General features: G+C 71.3%; 16 protein-coding genes and 1 tRNA gene. 5 read left to right on the top strand and 12 right to left on the bottom strand.

Features of this window, described 5'->3' with window-relative positions; genetic code table 11:
- Positions 1–124: 124 nt before the first annotated feature.
- Both ASE35_RS09635 and ASE35_RS09630 read left to right on the top strand, forming a co-directional pair.
- Positions 125–391: a hypothetical protein gene (locus tag ASE35_RS09635; protein ID WP_057160391.1), complete on the top strand. Its 267-nt coding sequence runs from the start codon at positions 125–127 to the stop codon at positions 389–391.
- 153 nt (positions 392–544) lie between these two features.
- Entirely contained in the window at positions 545–1,231 is a 687-nt protein-coding gene (locus ASE35_RS09630) for a L,D-transpeptidase (protein WP_343123522.1), read from the top strand.
- A 186-nt stretch (positions 1,232–1,417) separates the two neighbouring features.
- Here ASE35_RS09630 and ASE35_RS09625 read toward each other — a convergent pair.
- The 7 genes from ASE35_RS09625 to ASE35_RS09595 form a co-directional block, all read right to left on the bottom strand.
- Positions 1,418–1,493 (bottom strand) — tRNA-Thr (locus ASE35_RS09625).
- 86 nt (positions 1,494–1,579) lie between these two features.
- Positions 1,580–2,368 carry an SPOR domain-containing protein gene (locus tag ASE35_RS21185; protein ID WP_057163724.1) on the bottom strand — a complete coding sequence of 263 codons (789 nt, stop codon included), beginning with the start codon at positions 2,366–2,368 and terminating at the stop codon, positions 1,580–1,582.
- Positions 2,369–2,610: 242 nt separating this feature from the next.
- Complete coding sequence (locus ASE35_RS09615) at positions 2,611–2,856, bottom strand: hypothetical protein (protein WP_057163723.1); 246 nt, start codon at positions 2,854–2,856, stop codon at positions 2,611–2,613.
- Positions 2,857–2,946: 90 nt separating this feature from the next.
- Positions 2,947–3,711 (bottom strand): type III pantothenate kinase, encoded by a 765-nt coding sequence (locus ASE35_RS09610; protein ID WP_057163722.1) that lies wholly within the window; start codon positions 3,709–3,711, stop codon positions 2,947–2,949.
- Complete coding sequence (birA, locus tag ASE35_RS09605; protein ID WP_057163721.1) at positions 3,708–4,709, bottom strand: bifunctional biotin--[acetyl-CoA-carboxylase] ligase/biotin operon repressor BirA; 1,002 nt, start codon at positions 4,707–4,709, stop codon at positions 3,708–3,710. Before birA ends, ASE35_RS09610 begins: the two co-directional genes overlap by 4 nt.
- Entirely contained in the window at positions 4,709–5,368 is a 660-nt protein-coding gene (gene plsY / locus ASE35_RS09600) for a glycerol-3-phosphate 1-O-acyltransferase PlsY (protein WP_057163720.1), read from the bottom strand. The genes birA and plsY overlap by 1 nt, the downstream gene beginning before the upstream one ends.
- Before the next feature lie 236 nt (positions 5,369–5,604).
- Entirely contained in the window at positions 5,605–7,422 is a 1,818-nt protein-coding gene (locus tag ASE35_RS09595; RefSeq protein ID WP_057163719.1) for a DegV family protein, read from the bottom strand.
- A 136-nt stretch (positions 7,423–7,558) separates the two neighbouring features.
- Between ASE35_RS09595 and ASE35_RS21545 the strand changes: the two genes are divergently transcribed.
- Positions 7,559–7,816 (top strand): hypothetical protein, encoded by a 258-nt coding sequence (locus ASE35_RS21545; protein WP_056178623.1) that lies wholly within the window; start codon positions 7,559–7,561, stop codon positions 7,814–7,816.
- 134 nt (positions 7,817–7,950) lie between these two features.
- Positions 7,951–8,697, top strand: a complete 747-nt coding sequence (locus ASE35_RS09585) for a M90 family metallopeptidase (protein ID WP_057163718.1) — start codon at positions 7,951–7,953, stop codon at positions 8,695–8,697.
- A 182-nt stretch (positions 8,698–8,879) separates the two neighbouring features.
- On the opposite strand, the gene ASE35_RS09580 is transcribed toward ASE35_RS09585, so the two are convergent.
- From ASE35_RS09580 to dusA, 5 genes are all read right to left on the bottom strand, one after another.
- The gene (locus ASE35_RS09580; protein WP_056178618.1) at positions 8,880–10,277 is read right to left on the bottom strand and encodes an ATP-binding protein; all 1,398 of its coding nucleotides are present in this window, start codon (positions 10,275–10,277) and stop codon (positions 8,880–8,882) included.
- Between the two features lie 139 nt (positions 10,278–10,416).
- Complete coding sequence (locus tag ASE35_RS09575) at positions 10,417–11,100, bottom strand: response regulator transcription factor (protein ID WP_055909122.1); 684 nt, start codon at positions 11,098–11,100, stop codon at positions 10,417–10,419.
- A 54-nt stretch (positions 11,101–11,154) separates the two neighbouring features.
- Complete coding sequence (locus ASE35_RS21965) at positions 11,155–11,508, bottom strand: hypothetical protein (RefSeq protein WP_235567231.1); 354 nt, start codon at positions 11,506–11,508, stop codon at positions 11,155–11,157.
- A 257-nt stretch (positions 11,509–11,765) separates the two neighbouring features.
- Entirely contained in the window at positions 11,766–12,677 is a 912-nt protein-coding gene (locus ASE35_RS09565; protein WP_057163717.1) for an arginine deiminase-related protein, read from the bottom strand.
- Positions 12,674–13,672, bottom strand: coding sequence for a tRNA dihydrouridine(20/20a) synthase DusA (dusA, locus tag ASE35_RS09560; protein WP_056178612.1), 999 nt, complete (start codon positions 13,670–13,672; stop codon positions 12,674–12,676). Before dusA ends, ASE35_RS09565 begins: the two co-directional genes overlap by 4 nt.
- Before the next feature lie 166 nt (positions 13,673–13,838).
- On the opposite strand from dusA, the gene ASE35_RS09555 reads away from it, so the two are divergent.
- A complete protein-coding gene (locus tag ASE35_RS09555) occupies positions 13,839–14,102 on the top strand; it encodes a hypothetical protein (protein ID WP_056178609.1) in 264 nt (87 codons plus the stop codon).
- Positions 14,103–14,221: the final 119 nt, after the last annotated feature.

The raw sequence follows: 14,221 nt of genomic DNA, 5'->3' as shown, positions 1-14,221 counted from the left end.
ACAGCTCTCACTAATTGCCACATCTTCACAATCCATCCACGTACTTCAACCTCAGCTGAAGACGGGTCATGACACCGATAAAAAGGCCGCTATATTCCAGGTTCCCCCGACGAAGGAGATTGGAATGTTTTTGACCAAGCAACATCTGGTGGTGGCACGTACGCTCGGCGTGGCGATCATAGCTCTGAGCCTCGGCGCCTGTGCCACCTATAAAGAAGAGTTCGCAGGGATCAACTCGCGCCTCGACCAACTCGACACGAAGGTGCAGGGCGCGGCCCAGAGCGCCGAATCCGCCAATCAGTCCGCCCAGCAGGCCAACCAGCGCCTGGATCAAATGGAAAGCCGCGTCCAGCAGCTCGAAGCGGCGCCGCGCCGTAAGCCGCGCGGCTAATCGCTCTTGCACGACTCGCGACGAACGACCTGAATCGGGACCCGGTGGCCTTTGCCGGCCACCGGCGTCCTTGGTCTTTGCCCAGTCTTCGTTCTAAGGAACCGTCCCATCCGTACGAGCACACGCCCTGCGATCCGGGCCATTCATGGTGCGCTGGCATTGGTGCTGGCGTTCGCGAGCTTCGACGCGGCCAGCGCCGAGGAGGCCCCTACGCGACCAGTAGCCGCCGCCGACCAGCTTCCGCCAGATCAAGACGTATCCGCCACGGTCATCGAGCTCGCGGGCTGGGTGGTCGCAGCCAAGGACAGCCACGGCTACCCCTTCGCGGTCATCGACAAGGCCTCCGCGCAGATCTTGGTGTTCGGCGGCGACGGCCGGCTACGCGGCGCGGCACCCGGGCTGTTTGGCTCGGCGGTCGGCGATCACACGGCCCCCGGCGTCGCCGGTTTAGCGCTGCGCGAGATTCCAGGCCGGGATCGCACCACGCCTGCCGGTCGCTTCGTGGGCGGTTTCGGCCCGTCGATCGACGCAGGCCGCGTGCTGTGGGTGGACTACGATTCCGCGGTCTCCATCCACCCTATCGCCACTGGCGTCCCCGAAGAGAGACGCCCCGAACGCCTTGCATCGCCTTCGCCGGACGACAACCGCGTCACTCATGGCTGCATCAACGTCTCGCCCGAGTTTTACGAGCAGATCATCCGTCCGACGTTCGAGCGCGGCGGAGTGTTCTACATCTTGCCGGATGCGGAGCCGATAGCGGAGGCCTTCCCGGACTTCGCTAAAAGTCGCGAGACCACGAAACGCAAGGGTGGAAAACGCGCACGCGCCTCCCGCGAGTGAAGGGCGCGCCGGCGGCTTGCCTTTGCTGTGCGAGGCAGCGTAGCGAATGACGCTGGTGGTGGTGGCCTGGCCTCACCCCTAAGCCGCTGCAGCAGGCGACCCAGGACGACCAGACACAAAAAAACCCGCCACTGCGAGGTTTGCTGTCATCGCCAGGTTGTCTTGGGAACGACCAAGCCTGGGCCTTGGTGCCGGCAGTCAGAATCGAACTGACGACCTACCGCTTACAAGGCGGTTGCTCTACCAACTGAGCTATGCCGGCGAAGGGCGACATTCTAGCCCGTGCGCACGTCGGGTGGCGGATTCCGGTGCGGATGCGCCCCGGAAATGCCCCAGGCGTGCCGCGACTCAGCGCAGCTTCGCGCAGTCGATGCCGCGGCGCTGCACCGCGATCGCCGCTTGGGCGGCGTCGGGATCGAAGCCCTCGCCCGCGACCACGTCCAGCCAGGTGCTGGCGCGGGCGTCGCCCAGCGGTTCGGCCTGGGCCGCGAAGCCGCCCGCATTAAGGGCTTGCGCGCGTTTGCGCGCGGCGTCTTCGGTGCGGTAACGGCCGAGCGCGATCGCATTGGCTTCGGCGCCGTCGGCGACCACGAAGTAATCGTTGAAACCGGCGGCGGCGATGCGCTGCGCAACCGCCTGCGCCTGCTCGCGCGAGGGCTGCGGCGGCAGCAGCACGCGCCAGCCGCGCGCGGGCGCGGCGCGTTGCTCACGCACCGCGATGCGTTGCGCCAGCGGTTGCAGGTATTGACGCGCGGACCCGGCCAGGTCGGCGCTCTCGAACGGACCGAAGCTGTAGCAGCGCGCGTTCTTGGCTAGCGCGGCCACGGGTTCGGGCGCGGGCGCGGTAGCCTCGGGCGTGGACGTGGGCGCGGCATCCGCCGGTGGCGATGCCGGGGCGGGTGCTGGCGGCGGCACGGTCGCGGTGGCATCGCGCAGCGCGGCGCTGGGCGCGCCGATCGCGGGGCGCGCGTTCGCGCGCGCGGCCGGCGCATCGCGCTCGCTGAGCAATTGCAGACGGGCGATGCCCAGCGGCTGCGCATCGGGCGCAGGCGGCGACACCGGCGCGCGCAGGCCCCACCACGCGGTCACGCCGAGGTTGAGCATCAACAACAGTACGAGCAGCGCGCGGACCAGCATGGCGCGATTCTATGCCCTGGGCCGCACGCGCTCCCAGTTCGCACGGGCCTCGAACGCGCGCGTTGCGACGCGCGTCATATTCGCTGCGTGCGCGTGCGCAATGCGATCGCGAGCGTCACATGGCCGCCGATGCGGCGTTGGCGCCGACTGGCGCATCGTGTGCTGCGGCGCGTGCGTATCGAGCCGATGGCAACGACGCCGAAGCGGACGACGTCGCGCTGTGCGCTAGCGATGCGCCATGCTCAGTTCGCGGCGGCGGCCACGGCCGGATCGGGCGCGCTGGCGACGGCCGCCGGCACCACCTGCGCGCGCGCGGGTTTGACGGCCGTGCGCGGGCGCGGCGCGGTCTCGCTCAACAGACGCAGCGGTGCGACACCGGTGGGGGCCGCGGCGGGCACGGGGGCGGGCGCGGAATCGCGCCACCACCACCACGCGGCGACGCCCAGGTTCAGCACCAGCAACAGGACGATCAGGGCGCGCAGCAGCATGGGCTGGGTTCCAGGCGGATCACGCGTCGATTCTAGGCAGCAAGTGTGCGCATCAGCACGCTGCGCCCGCCGGACGGGCGCGCGCGGGGATCAGGCGGCAACGCCGTCCACGCCTGCGCCCTCGCGCTCGACCGCGGCCCAGATCGCCAGCCCGTCCAGCACCAGCCCCGCCGCCGGCACGGCCTCGGGCAGATGCGGCTGCAGGGCCTCGGCGCCGCCGCCGTGCAGCAGCAGGCGCGGGCGTTGGCCCAGGCGCTGCTGGGCGGCGTCCAGGCTGCGCTCGATCAGGGCCAGCGCGGCGCCGTCGCAACCCGAGGCCAGCGCGTCTTCGGTGTCGGCGGCGAAATCGACGTAGTCGCCGCCCTGCTCGGGCAGCTGCGCCGCTCGCGCGTGCAAGGCCTCGCGCATCAGGGTCGGCGACGGCGCGATGCGGCCGCCCATGTGCAGGCCGTCGGCGTCAATCAGGTCCACGGTCAGGGCGGTGCCGACGCCGCAGACCAGGCTGGCGCCGTCGCCGCGCGCGTGGGTGCCCAGCAGGGCCAGGAAACGATCCACGCCGAGCTTGCGCGGATCGACGTAGGCGATGCGCACCGCGCCCAGGCGCGCCTGGGTGCGCGCGACCGCGATGCGCGCGCAGCGCGTGGTGAGCGCGTCGAGTACCGCCAAGCGCAGGCCGGGCGCGGCCACGCTGGCCAGATAGGCGACCTCGATGCGCGCGGGCAAGGCCTGCGCCAGCGCGGCGGCCACGTCTTCCTCGCGATGCGGCAAGGCCAGCGCGGCGCCGACGCGGCCGTCGGCCTGCAGCGGCGCGCACTTGAGCCGGGTGTTGCCGAGATCGAACAGCCAGGCGCTCATGCGCTCGCTCCAGGCGCGCGCCGCACGCTGACTTCGCCGGCGTGGAAATTCTGCAGGGAACCATCGTCCAGGCGCACGCGCAGGGCGCCATCCTCGGCCAGGCCGATCGCGACGCCGTCCTGGCGTTGGCCGTTGCCGCCGTGCACCGCGATCGCTGCGCCCGCCAGCGCGTCCAGGGCCGCGTAGCGCGGTAGGAACGGCGCCAGGCCGTCGGCGTCGAACTCGTCCAGCGCCGGCAGCAGGCGCGCCAGCAGCGCCGCCGCGACCGCGTCGCGCGCGGTCGCCGTGCCGTCGCCGAGCGTGGCCAGATCGCACCAGGGCTGGTCGATCGCCGCCGCCGCGGCCGCCGGCATGCGCACATTGAGCCCCAGGCCGATCACCGCGCGCGCCGGACCGGCGTGCTCGCCGCCGCCTTCGATCAACAGGCCGCCGAGTTTGCGCAGGCCGCGCGCGTCCAGCACGACCAGATCGTTCGGCCATTTCAGGCGCACGCCGTCGTAACCCAGGCCGTGCAGGGCCTCGACCGCGGCGATGCCGGCGACCAGGCTCAATCCGCCCAGGCGCGCGAGTCCGCCGCCGAAGCCGCGCGACAGCGACAGATAGAGATGCGCGGCCAGCGGCGACGCCCACTCGCGCCCGCGCCGGCCGCGGCCGCCGGTCTGGCGCTCGGCCAGCAGCACCGTCGCGCCCTGCGCGGGCGTGGCGCGGCGCAGCAGTTCGCTGTTGGTGGAGTCGATGCTCCAGGCCACTTCGAGCTCGGCCAGTCGCGCGCGTTCGCGCGCAGGCAGCGCCGCCACGATCGCAGCGGCGTCCAGCAAGTCCAGCGGTTGGCTGAGCGCGTAACCGCGACCGGGCTTGGCCTCGATCGCGACCCCGGCTTCGCGCAGCGCCTCGATGCGTTTCCACACCGCGGCGCGGGTCTGTCCGGACACGCGCGCGAGCGCGTCGCCCGAAGCCGGACCGGCGATCAATCGTTGCAACAGCGCGCGCTCGTCCATCAGCCGCGGCGCAGGCGGTGCAGCAGGCGCGCGCGCGCGAAGCGCGACTCGGTGCCCGCGCGCAGGCGCGCGAGATTGCCGCGATGGGTGTAGACGATCAGCAGCGCCGCCGCGCAGGCGAACCACAGGCGCGGCTCGCCGGCGTCGCTCCACCAGGCCAGCAGCGGCAGGCACAGCGCCGCCAGCACGGTGGCCAGGCCGACGTAGCCGCTGAGCACCAGGGTCGCGACCCATACGATCAGCAGCGCCGGGATGGCGAACGGCCACAACACCAACAGGCCGCCGACCACGGTCGCCGCGCCCTTGCCGCCGCGGAAGCCGTGCCACAGCGGCCAGACGTGGCCGAGCACGGCCGCGAACGCGGCCGCATAACCGTGCGCGGTCACGCTCAGGGTGCTGGCCACCGGCGCATAGCGCAGCGCCAGCCAGGCCGCGAGCATGCCCTTGCCGATATCGATGACCACCACGCCCAAGGCGAAGCGCAGGCCCTGGGTGCGGAAGGCGTTGGTGCCGCCGGCGTTGCCGCTGCCCAGCTGGCGGATGTCCACGCCGCGCAGGCGCCCCAGCAGCAGGCTGCCGGACAGCGATCCGATCAAATAGGCGGCGAGGATCAGCGCGTAGGTCGCCGGAGCGATCGAGGTCAGGGACGGGGACGGCATACGCGGATTATGCGCGAGCGCCGCGTCCGCATGCGTACCGCGGCCCTGGGGTAGGAGCGGCGCAAGCCGCGACCGCGAACCTCGCTAGGGGCGCGAGCCTGGCCGCATGGGTGCATTTTTAACGCCTGCGGTTTGGACGCCTGCGGTGGCGATAGCGTGCCGACATCGGGACTTACACCGGGGCCGCATGGGCGCGGGCGCGGCTTGCGCCGCTGCGACATCACAACGCGGATGGGTCAGGGCGCCGGCTGCACCGATACCAGCAGCGCGCCGCGTCCGGCGTGCGCGCCGATCGCCGGACCGGTTTCGACCAGGTGCGCTTCGGCCAGATCGATGCGGCGGCGCAGGCATTCGAGCAGGCGCGCGCCATCGTCGTACGCGTCGCAATGGCCGACGATCGCGCGCCAAGACGCGTCGCGCGGCAGCCGGCGCGCGACGTAGCGCGCGAACTTCTCCGGCGCGCTGCGCCGCGTCAGCAGCCCGCCGCTGACGCCGAGACGGCCGTCGGCCTTCATCCGCGCCACCGGGGTCAGGCCGCTGTAGCGCACCGCGGGACCGGCCCAGGCCGGAATACGGCCGCCACGCACCGCGTGCGAGATGTCGCGCGCCATCGCCCAGGTCAGGGTCAGCGGGCGCAACCGTTCCAGCTCGGCCAGGATCGCGGGCAGGTCGGCGCCGGCCTCGGCCAGCTCGGCCGCGCGCCAGGCCAGCAGGCCCTGGCCGCCGGCGGCGTTGACGCTGTCGAACACGCGCACCCGCAGCGGGTCGGCGCGCGTGGCCGCCTGCTCGCCGGACTGCAGCGTGCCGGAAACCGCGCGCGACAAACCCACGTACACCACTTCCGGATGATGGGCGAGCAGGAAATCGAAGGGCCGCCGGAAATCGCCGGGCGGCGGCTGGCTGGTCTTGGGCAGGTCGGCGGCGGAGGCCATGCGCCGGTAGAACTCGGCCGTGGCCAGACCGACCTTGTCCAGATAATCGCGGCCGTCGACGCTGACGCGCACCGGCACCACGTGCAGCGCATGGCGCTCCAGCACGGCCTCGGGCAAGTCGGCGGCGCTGTCGGTCACCACCGCCACGCGTTGCGAGGATTCCGCGCTGCGCTGCTGCAACAGCATGTCGTCGGCCTTCATGCCCTCGACCGTGCCGAACGCGGCGCAGGCATCGAACAGATGCTGCGGCGCGCCGACGTGCGCATGCACGCGCATGCGCGTGCCGCCGCCGGCCAGCACCAGCGAATCGGCGCCGATCGCTTCCAACGCGGCGCGCAGGCGATCGCGTTCGATACCTTCGCCCAGCAGCAGGCATTCGCTGCACCAGCGCCGCTCGGGATCGACGCCCTCGTGCGGCGCATGGCCTTCGTTCGCGCTGGGCGCTTCGTTGGCGGCCGCCACCGCGCCATGCACGCGCAGCGCGCGTGGGCCGCCGTCGACGAACTCGGCGATGCCTTCGAGCAGGTCGACGAAACCCTGCGCGCCGGCATCGACCACGCCGGCGCGTTGCAGCAGCGCCATCTGCTGCGGCGTGCGCGCCAGGGCGATGCGGGCGCGGGCCAGCGCGCTGGCGAAGCCGGGGCGCGGGTCGCCCTCGCCGCTCGCCTCGCGCGCGGCTTCGTCCAGGGCGTCGGCGAAGGCGCCGATCACGCTCAGGATGGTGCCCTCGACCGGATGCGCCAGGGCCGCGCGCGCGCTGTCGGCGCCGTGCCGCACCGAGGCCGCCAGCGCGGCCGCGTCCAGCACCGGCTGGCCGCGCGCATGCTCGGCCACCCCGTGCAGGAACTGGGCCAGGATCGCGCCGGAATTGCCGCGCGCGCCGTCGATGGCGTCGTCGCCGATGCGCAGCAGCAGCTCGCCGATATGCCGACTGCGCCGGCTCAAAGCCCCATTCAGCAAACTGCCCAGGGTGTGCGCCAGGTTGTTGCCGGTATCGCCATCGGCGACCGGGAACACGTTGATCTTGTTCAAAGTGTCGCGCCCGGCGATCACCCGGCGGGCGCCGGCGATCAGGGCCCGGCGCAGGGCGGGAGCGGTCAGGGGCGGGCGCGGCGGGCTCATGTCCGGAGTCTGCCCGAACCGTTCGTCCGAACCTGCTGCGACGCAGCATGGGTTGCCGCAACGGGGCGCACAGTTTCGCGCTATAGTCCGGATCTGTCCGGTGGCGATACCCATCCGGGCTAACGAGGATTCCGCCATGCTACGGATCTGCTTCTGCCTGCTGATCGCCCTCGCCAGTGCGAGCGTCGCCGCGCGCGAGGTCAAGCTGAGCGCGAACGAAAGCTGCCCGGAAAGCGCCTCGCAGAAGAAGGACACGGTGCGCGCGAACAATCGCGCCGTGGTCGCGCCCACGCGCACCGATCCCAAGGCCAAGCCCACGGTGCACAGCGACGCCAACAACGGCCGTCTGCAGTCGCCGCGCTGGCATAGCTTCCTGCCGGGCATGTTCCGCTAAGCCCGACCCACTGGAGCGCGCCGCGCTCTGGCTGTTGCCCTAGTCCACCCATTCGCTCTCTTGGCGCGTCCGTTTGTGCGTCGGCGAACGCTTGCGGTTAGCCTGTCGCTCCCTCCGCCGCGCCCTCGCCCGCCGTGTTCGAACTTCTGCGCCGTCTGCGGCGCCCGCCGCCCATCGCCGACGATCTCTGGCGCGACGCACGCGCGGCGGTGCCGTGGGCGCAAGCGCTGGACGCGCCGCGCGACGCGCGCCTGCGCGAGCTGGTCGCGCGCTTCGTGCACGAGAAGACCATCAGCCCGATCGGCGAGCTCAGCCTCGACGATCGCCAACGCTGCATGCTGGCGATGCTGTGCTGCCTGCCCTTGCTGGAGTTCGGCGAGGAAGGCCTGCGCGGCTGGTCGCAGCTGATCGTTTATCCGGATGCGTTCCGGGTCAATCGCAGCCACATCGACGCCGCCGGTGTGCTCCACGAATGGCAGGACGAGCTGATCGGCGAAGCCTGGGACGCCGGGCCGGTGATCCTGTCCTGGGCCGACGTGCTGGCCGACTGCGAGGACCCGCGCGCGGGCTTCTGCGTGGCCGCGCACGAGATCGCGCACAAGCTCGACGCGCTCGACGGTCTGCTCGACGGCACCCCGCCGCTGCCGCGCCCCTGGCAGCGCGAGTGGGCGCGCGATTTCCAGCGCGTGTACGACGGCTTCGTCGACGAGGTCGATTCCGGTCGCGAGACCCTGATCGATCCCTACGCAGCCGAAGCGCCGGAGGAGTTTTTCGCGGTCGCGACCGAGTACCACTTCAGCGACCCCGCCCTGCTGCGCGCGGCGATGCCGGAGATCGCGGCGCAGCTGCGGCGCTTCTATGGGGCGTCGCCGTTTGGTTGAGGGGTGGGGAATCGGGGCGAGAGCAACGGCAACAACAACAGCAAATCCCCCCTACCCCCCCTTTTTCAAAGGGGGGGACTCAGGCGGTTCGATTTGGAATCGCGACTCGCCCGACGGCCGCTGGTCTTCCCCCTTTGCAAAAGGGGGATCGAGGGGGATTTGCTCTTAACCCGTACCGCCCCTCAAAGCCCCGGCGGCAGCTTGACCTCGAACCTCGCGCCGCCCAGCTCTTCCGACGGCACCACGTCCAGGGTGCCGCGGTAGCCGCGCACCAGGTCCTGCACGATCGCCAGGCCGATGCCGTGGCCGTGCACGCGCTCGTCGCCGCGCACGCCGCGCTGCAGGATCAGGGCGACCTTCTCCGCCGGTATGCCGGGGCCGTCGTCGTCCACCGCCAGCAACAGGCCGGGGCGGCGGTTGGGCGCGGTTTCGCCCGGGGTCACCGTCAGCAGCACGCGCGAATGCGCCCACTTGAACGCGTTCTCGAGCAGGTTGCCCAGCAGCTCCTGCAGGTCGCCCGGCTCGCCGTGGAACTGCACGTCGGGCGCGACGTCGAACTCGCACAGCACGCCCTTGCCGGCATAGACCTTTTCCAAGCCGCGCACGATCTGCTCGGCATGCGGCTCGATCGCCACCGGCGCGGCGAACAGGGCGTGGCCGCCCGAGGCCGCGCGCGCGAGCTGGTAGGACACCAGGTCGTTCATGCGCCGCAGTTGCAGGTCCACGTCCTCGCGCAGCTCGCCGTCGGGCGCGTTGTCGTCCAGGCGCGCGCGCAGCACCGCCAGCGGCGTCTTCAGGCTGTGGGCGAGATCGGCCAGAGTGTTGCGCTGGCGGTCCAGGTTCTCGCGCTCGCTCTCGATGAAGGCGTTGATGCTCTCGGTCAGCGGCTCCAGCTCGCGCGGGTGGCGCTCGCTCATGCGCGAGGCCAGGCCGCGCTGCACGCGCTTGAGCTCGTCGATCACGCGCTGCAGCGGGCGCAGGCTCCACTGCATGATCAGCGCCTGCAGCAGCAGCAGAATGAAGCCGGCGCCGCCCAGGTAGCGCCACAGGGCGCCGCGGAATACCGCGACCTGGCCGCTGAGCGAGGTCGTGTTCTCGAGGATGTAGATCGTGTACGGGAACTCGGCGCGCGGATCGCCGCCCGCGGCCCAGGTCAGGCCGATGCCGTAGCGGTAGGCCTCGCCGACGTCGCCGTTGATCTCGGTGATCGGCAGCGGGCCCTCGAAGCGGCGCTCGCTGGGCTTGAGCATGGACGCGGCCGGCAGCAGCGGGCCCTGCGCCGAGGGCGAGTCCCAATGCCCGTTGGGCAGCACCAACTCGGCGTACAGACCGCTGCCGGGCTGATCGAAGCGCGGGTCGATCGGCTCATAAGGTTCGACGAACTCGCCGCTGCGGTCGAAGTCGCCCTTGGCCGCATAGGCCAGGGCGTAGCCGTGCAGGCGCTCGCGCAGGTTGTTCTCGGCGGTGTCGAGGAAGGCGCGGTCCAGGGCGTAGCCGGCCAGGGCCAGGAAGGCCAGCAGGCCCAGGCTGGCCGCCAGCAGCTGGCGGGCGCGCAGCGAGCGCGCTTGGCCCCAGCTCATGGCCGTGGCCTCTGGCGCAGCAACGAAAACCGGGCGCGAATCGTGTTCGCGCCCGGTCGCTTAGGTTCGCTGGAAATGGCGTCCGCCCGCATGCCCGGCCCGACGTCCTCGCCCGGCCGCGGCCGGACGAAGCCCGTCCTTACTCCCCGCTGCGCGGAATGGCGAAGCGGTAGCCGCGGCCGCGCACGGTCTCGATCGGCTTCATCGCGCCGTCCGGGTCCAGCTTCTTGCGCAGGCGGCCGATGAAGACTTCGAGCACGTTGGAGTCGCGGTCGAAATCCTGCTGGTAGATGTGCTCGGTGAGGTCGGCCTTCGAGACCAGCTCGCCGGCGTGCATCATCAAGTACTCCAGCACCTTGTATTCGTAGCTGGTCAGGTCGACGTTGGTGCCGGCGACGCTGACCGTCTGCGCGGCCAGGTCCAGCATGACCGGCCCGCATTCCAGGGTCGGCTTGCTCCAGCCCGCGGCGCGGCGCACCAGCGCGTTGAGGCGCGCCAGCAGCTCTTCGACGTGGAAGGGCTTGACCAGGTAGTCGTCGGCGCCCTGCTTGAGGCCCTCGACCTTGTCCTGCCAGCTCGAACGAGCGGTCAGGATCAGGACCGGGAACTTCTTGCCTTCGTCGCGCAGGGCCTTGATCAGCTCCATGCCCGACATCTTGGGCAGGCCGAGGTCGATGATGCCCAGGTCGAACGGGACTTCGCGGCCCATGTACAGGCCTTCCTCGCCGTCCTGGGCGGCATCCACAGCGAAGCCTTCCCGCTTCAGGCGCGCGGCCAGAGTCTCGCGCAGCGGTGCTTCGTCTTCGACCAACAGAATTCGCATGGGCACTCCCTTATCAGTCGACCGCGCCGGAGGGCGCGACCTCTACGCCAGAGGTTAGTCGTTGTCGTTGTCGTCGCCGCGTGTACGGCCGCCGTCGTCGCGCCGTTCGCGGCCCTGCTGCGGGTCGTCCATGTAGATCCGGACCCGACCGCTGGGATCGACGACCTTGACCCGATTGACGTCGCGGCCGTCGAACGGCACGCGCTCGGCGCTCAGGACCTGGCCGCCGCCGCTTTCGCGTTCGACGCGGCGCACAGCATCGGACAACGCGCGATGGCCTTCGTGCCGGTCATGGCCGTCGTCGCGGTCGCGCCGCTCCTGGCCCTGACCCTGGCCGCGACCGCCCCGGTCCTGCGCCCAGGCGTCGCCCGCCCCGACCGCGGTAGCGGCGAGCAGCAGCGTAGCCATGACTCGGGCGGACAGGATCTTCATGGGGACTCGGCAGGACAACGTGACGGAACAATAGCGCACGGGCGCTGGATGAGGTGGCATTCTCGAAACGGAGCGGTGAATCCGGTCTGAACTTTTTCTTTACCTCCCAGCCACCATTCAGGCCCGTACTTGCGAGCAATGGCGCGGAGCGTCGGCGAAACCGTCCGGTACTGGAATTCGAGGGCCGCGACCGCCGCACTTGCCCCGCGGCGATGACATCGTGGTCAACGGCCTCAGTAGATCTCGCCCACGCAGCAGCGCAGCGAGCCGCCGCCGGCTTCGATCGCGTCCAGCGCGACCGCGGCCACGGCGAAGCCGGCGCGCTCCAGCCCGGCCCGGCTGGCCGCGCTCAGGGCCTCGGCCGCGCGCGTGCTCATCCAGACCCGGTCCGGCGACAGCGCGATCGCGTTGCCGGCGAAGGCGGCGTGCTCGGCCGGGCTCAGTTCGATCGCATGCGGCGCATACACCTCGGCGATCGCGGCGGCCGCGGCCGGGTCGGCGAAGCCGCCCGGGCAGATCAGGGCGGCGCGGCCGGCCAGCACCGCCAACACCACGTTGGTGTGGTATTCGCCGGGCGCCAGGTCGAACAGCAGGGTCGCGCGCAGGCCCAGGGCCTCGTGCATCAGACGCGCGCCCTCGGCGTCGCAGCGCTCGGACAGACCGCAGTAGCCCAGCCCGCGCGCGCGGTCGATCACCAGCGCGCCGGTGAGCTCGCAGGGGTGCGGCTGGGTCGAGAGGTCGATCTCGGTGTAGCCCAGCACCTCGCGGAAAAAAGCCCGGATGTCGGCGCGCGCGGCCTCGCGCTGGCGCACCGGGTGGCGCATGCGCCCGATCAGGGTGCGGCCGGGCGCGGTCGCGTAGACGTTGTTGGGGAACAGCGCGTCGGGCGTGTCCGGGTCGCCGGCGAAACACACGGTCGGCAGCAGCGCCGACAGCGCGCGCTGCAGCTCGCGGTGCTGGGCGCTGGCCAGGCCCGGATCGAAGCCCTCGGCCGCAGCCATGTAGCGGTTGTCGCCGGCCGACTGCTCGGCGCGCGCGAAGCCGTCGGGCGCGACCAGGAAGGCGGCGCGCGCGGTGGCCGGCCCGAAGTCCGGCACGCAGTCGCGCGCGATCGCCAGGAAGGCCTCGCGATCGCGACCGATCATGCCGCGTCGGCCCGCGCTTCGGTCAGCGCCAGCGCGCGTTCCACCAACGACCAGTCCGCGCCGGGCCGGTGCGCGCCCTCGCTGAGCACTTGCCGGAACGCGCGCCCGCCGCGCTCGCCGTGGAACAGGCCGAGCACATGGCGGGTGATGTGCTTGAGCGCGACCCCGCGCGCGAGCTGGCCTTCGACATAGGGCCGCAGCCCGCGCAGCAGCTCGGCGCGGCTGCGCAGCTCCCCGCCGAACCAGGCCACGTCCAGCCGATGCAGCAAATAGGGATCGTGATAGGCGGCGCGGCCGAGCATGGCGCCGTCGCTGTGGGCCAGGTGCGCGGTCGCGTCGGCCTGGCTGGCGATGCCGCCGTTGACGATCACCTGCAGCTCAGGATGGTCCTGCTTCAGTCGGTAGGCCCAGTCGTAGCGCAGCGGCGGCACTTCGCGGTTTTCCTTCGGCGACAGCCCCTTGAGCCAGGCATTGCGCGCATGCACCACGAACATGCCGCAGCCGGCCGCGGCGACGCGCTCGATGAAGGCCAGGAACACCTCGTAATGCTGGTCGTCGTCGACCCCGAGCCGGCACTTCACCGTCACCGGCACGTCGCAAGCCGCGACCATGGCCGCGACCGAATCGGCCACCAGCGCCGGCTCCCGCATCAGGCAGGCGCCGAACCGCCCGGCCTGGACGCGGTCGGAGGGACAGCCGCAGTTGAGATTGATCTCGTCGAACCCGCGCTCGGCGCCGATCCGCGCCGCCTGCGCCAGCAGCGCCGGCTCGCTGCCGCCCAACTGCAGCGCCACCGGATGCTCGACCGGATCCATCGCCAGCAAACGGTCGCGATCGCCGTGGATCACCGCATTGGCGTGGACCATCTCGGTATACAGCCGCGCATGCGGCGCCAGCGCGCGGTGGAAGACCCGGCACTGGGTGTCGGTCCAGTCCATCATCGGGGCGACGGACAGACGCAGTTGCGCGGCGGGAATGGCGGTGGCGGCGGTCATGGCGCGCATTGTACGGGGCGGCGGCCGAGCCCCGGCTCTGGGGCCCGACCGGTGCCGGCTGGGCGTATGCCGGCCATTGCGCCGACACCGAGCGGCAGGCCCTGTCGCGCATTGTTGGCGGACCGCGCTGCCGCTAACTTAGGGCGGTCGGCGATAGGGAGCGATCATGGCCTACGCAGTGCTGGTGCTGGCCGCATGGGGCATGGTGTTCCTGCGCCTGCCGGTGTGGCTGGCGTTGCTGCTCGGCCTGGGCAGCTTCGGCTTCGGCGCGGTACTGGTGGTGTTCGGCGCGGGCGGCGCCTATTGGAACAGTCATATGGCGCCCGGCAACCACGGCGCTTACTGGACCCTGGGAACGGGCGTGCTGCTGTTGCTGGCGGGCATCGCGATGCTGGTCAAGCCGATGTTGCGTGCGCCGCCGGAGCCCTGATCTCATCGCTGACAGCAAGTAGCGTCTCTCGCCCCTTAGCCTTCTTTTGATATCGGTAGAAGCCACAGCACCAGGGTGCCACCATCGCGCAGCCAGACCGGGCGCGGCTGCTCGGCGTC

It is taken from the genome of Lysobacter sp. Root916 (assembly GCF_001429785.1).
Lineage (GTDB): Bacteria > Pseudomonadota > Gammaproteobacteria > Xanthomonadales > Xanthomonadaceae > Lysobacter.
The sequence above is the reverse complement of the archived record's forward strand: the minus strand, read 5'-3'. Positions and strand labels throughout refer to the sequence as shown.

Coding starts and splice junctions, on each gene's coding strand:
- ASE35_RS09615 (WP_057163723.1), bottom strand. CDS start 2,856: ATGCTGCTGCGCGCCCTGATCGTCCTGTTGCTGGTGCTGAACCTGGGC.
- ASE35_RS21545 (WP_056178623.1), top strand. CDS start 7,559: ATGCTACGGATCTGCTTCTGCCTGCTGATCGCCCTCGCCAGTGCGAGC.
- ASE35_RS21965 (WP_235567231.1), bottom strand. CDS start 11,508: ATGGCTACGCTGCTGCTCGCCGCTACCGCGGTCGGGGCGGGCGACGCC.
- birA (WP_057163721.1), bottom strand. CDS start 4,709: ATGGACGAGCGCGCGCTGTTGCAACGATTGATCGCCGGTCCGGCTTCG.
- dusA (WP_056178612.1), bottom strand. CDS start 13,672: ATGACCGCCGCCACCGCCATTCCCGCCGCGCAACTGCGTCTGTCCGTC.
- ASE35_RS09555 (WP_056178609.1), top strand. CDS start 13,839: ATGGCCTACGCAGTGCTGGTGCTGGCCGCATGGGGCATGGTGTTCCTG.
- ASE35_RS09610 (WP_057163722.1), bottom strand. CDS start 3,711: ATGAGCGCCTGGCTGTTCGATCTCGGCAACACCCGGCTCAAGTGCGCG.
- ASE35_RS09565 (WP_057163717.1), bottom strand. CDS start 12,677: ATGATCGGTCGCGATCGCGAGGCCTTCCTGGCGATCGCGCGCGACTGC.
- plsY (WP_057163720.1), bottom strand. CDS start 5,368: ATGCCGTCCCCGTCCCTGACCTCGATCGCTCCGGCGACCTACGCGCTG.
- ASE35_RS09635 (WP_057160391.1), top strand. CDS start 125: ATGTTTTTGACCAAGCAACATCTGGTGGTGGCACGTACGCTCGGCGTG.
- ASE35_RS09580 (WP_056178618.1), bottom strand. CDS start 10,277: ATGAGCTGGGGCCAAGCGCGCTCGCTGCGCGCCCGCCAGCTGCTGGCG.
- ASE35_RS09575 (WP_055909122.1), bottom strand. CDS start 11,100: ATGCGAATTCTGTTGGTCGAAGACGAAGCACCGCTGCGCGAGACTCTG.
- ASE35_RS21185 (WP_057163724.1), bottom strand. CDS start 2,368: ATGCTGGTCCGCGCGCTGCTCGTACTGTTGTTGATGCTCAACCTCGGC.
- ASE35_RS09595 (WP_057163719.1), bottom strand. CDS start 7,422: ATGAGCCCGCCGCGCCCGCCCCTGACCGCTCCCGCCCTGCGCCGGGCC.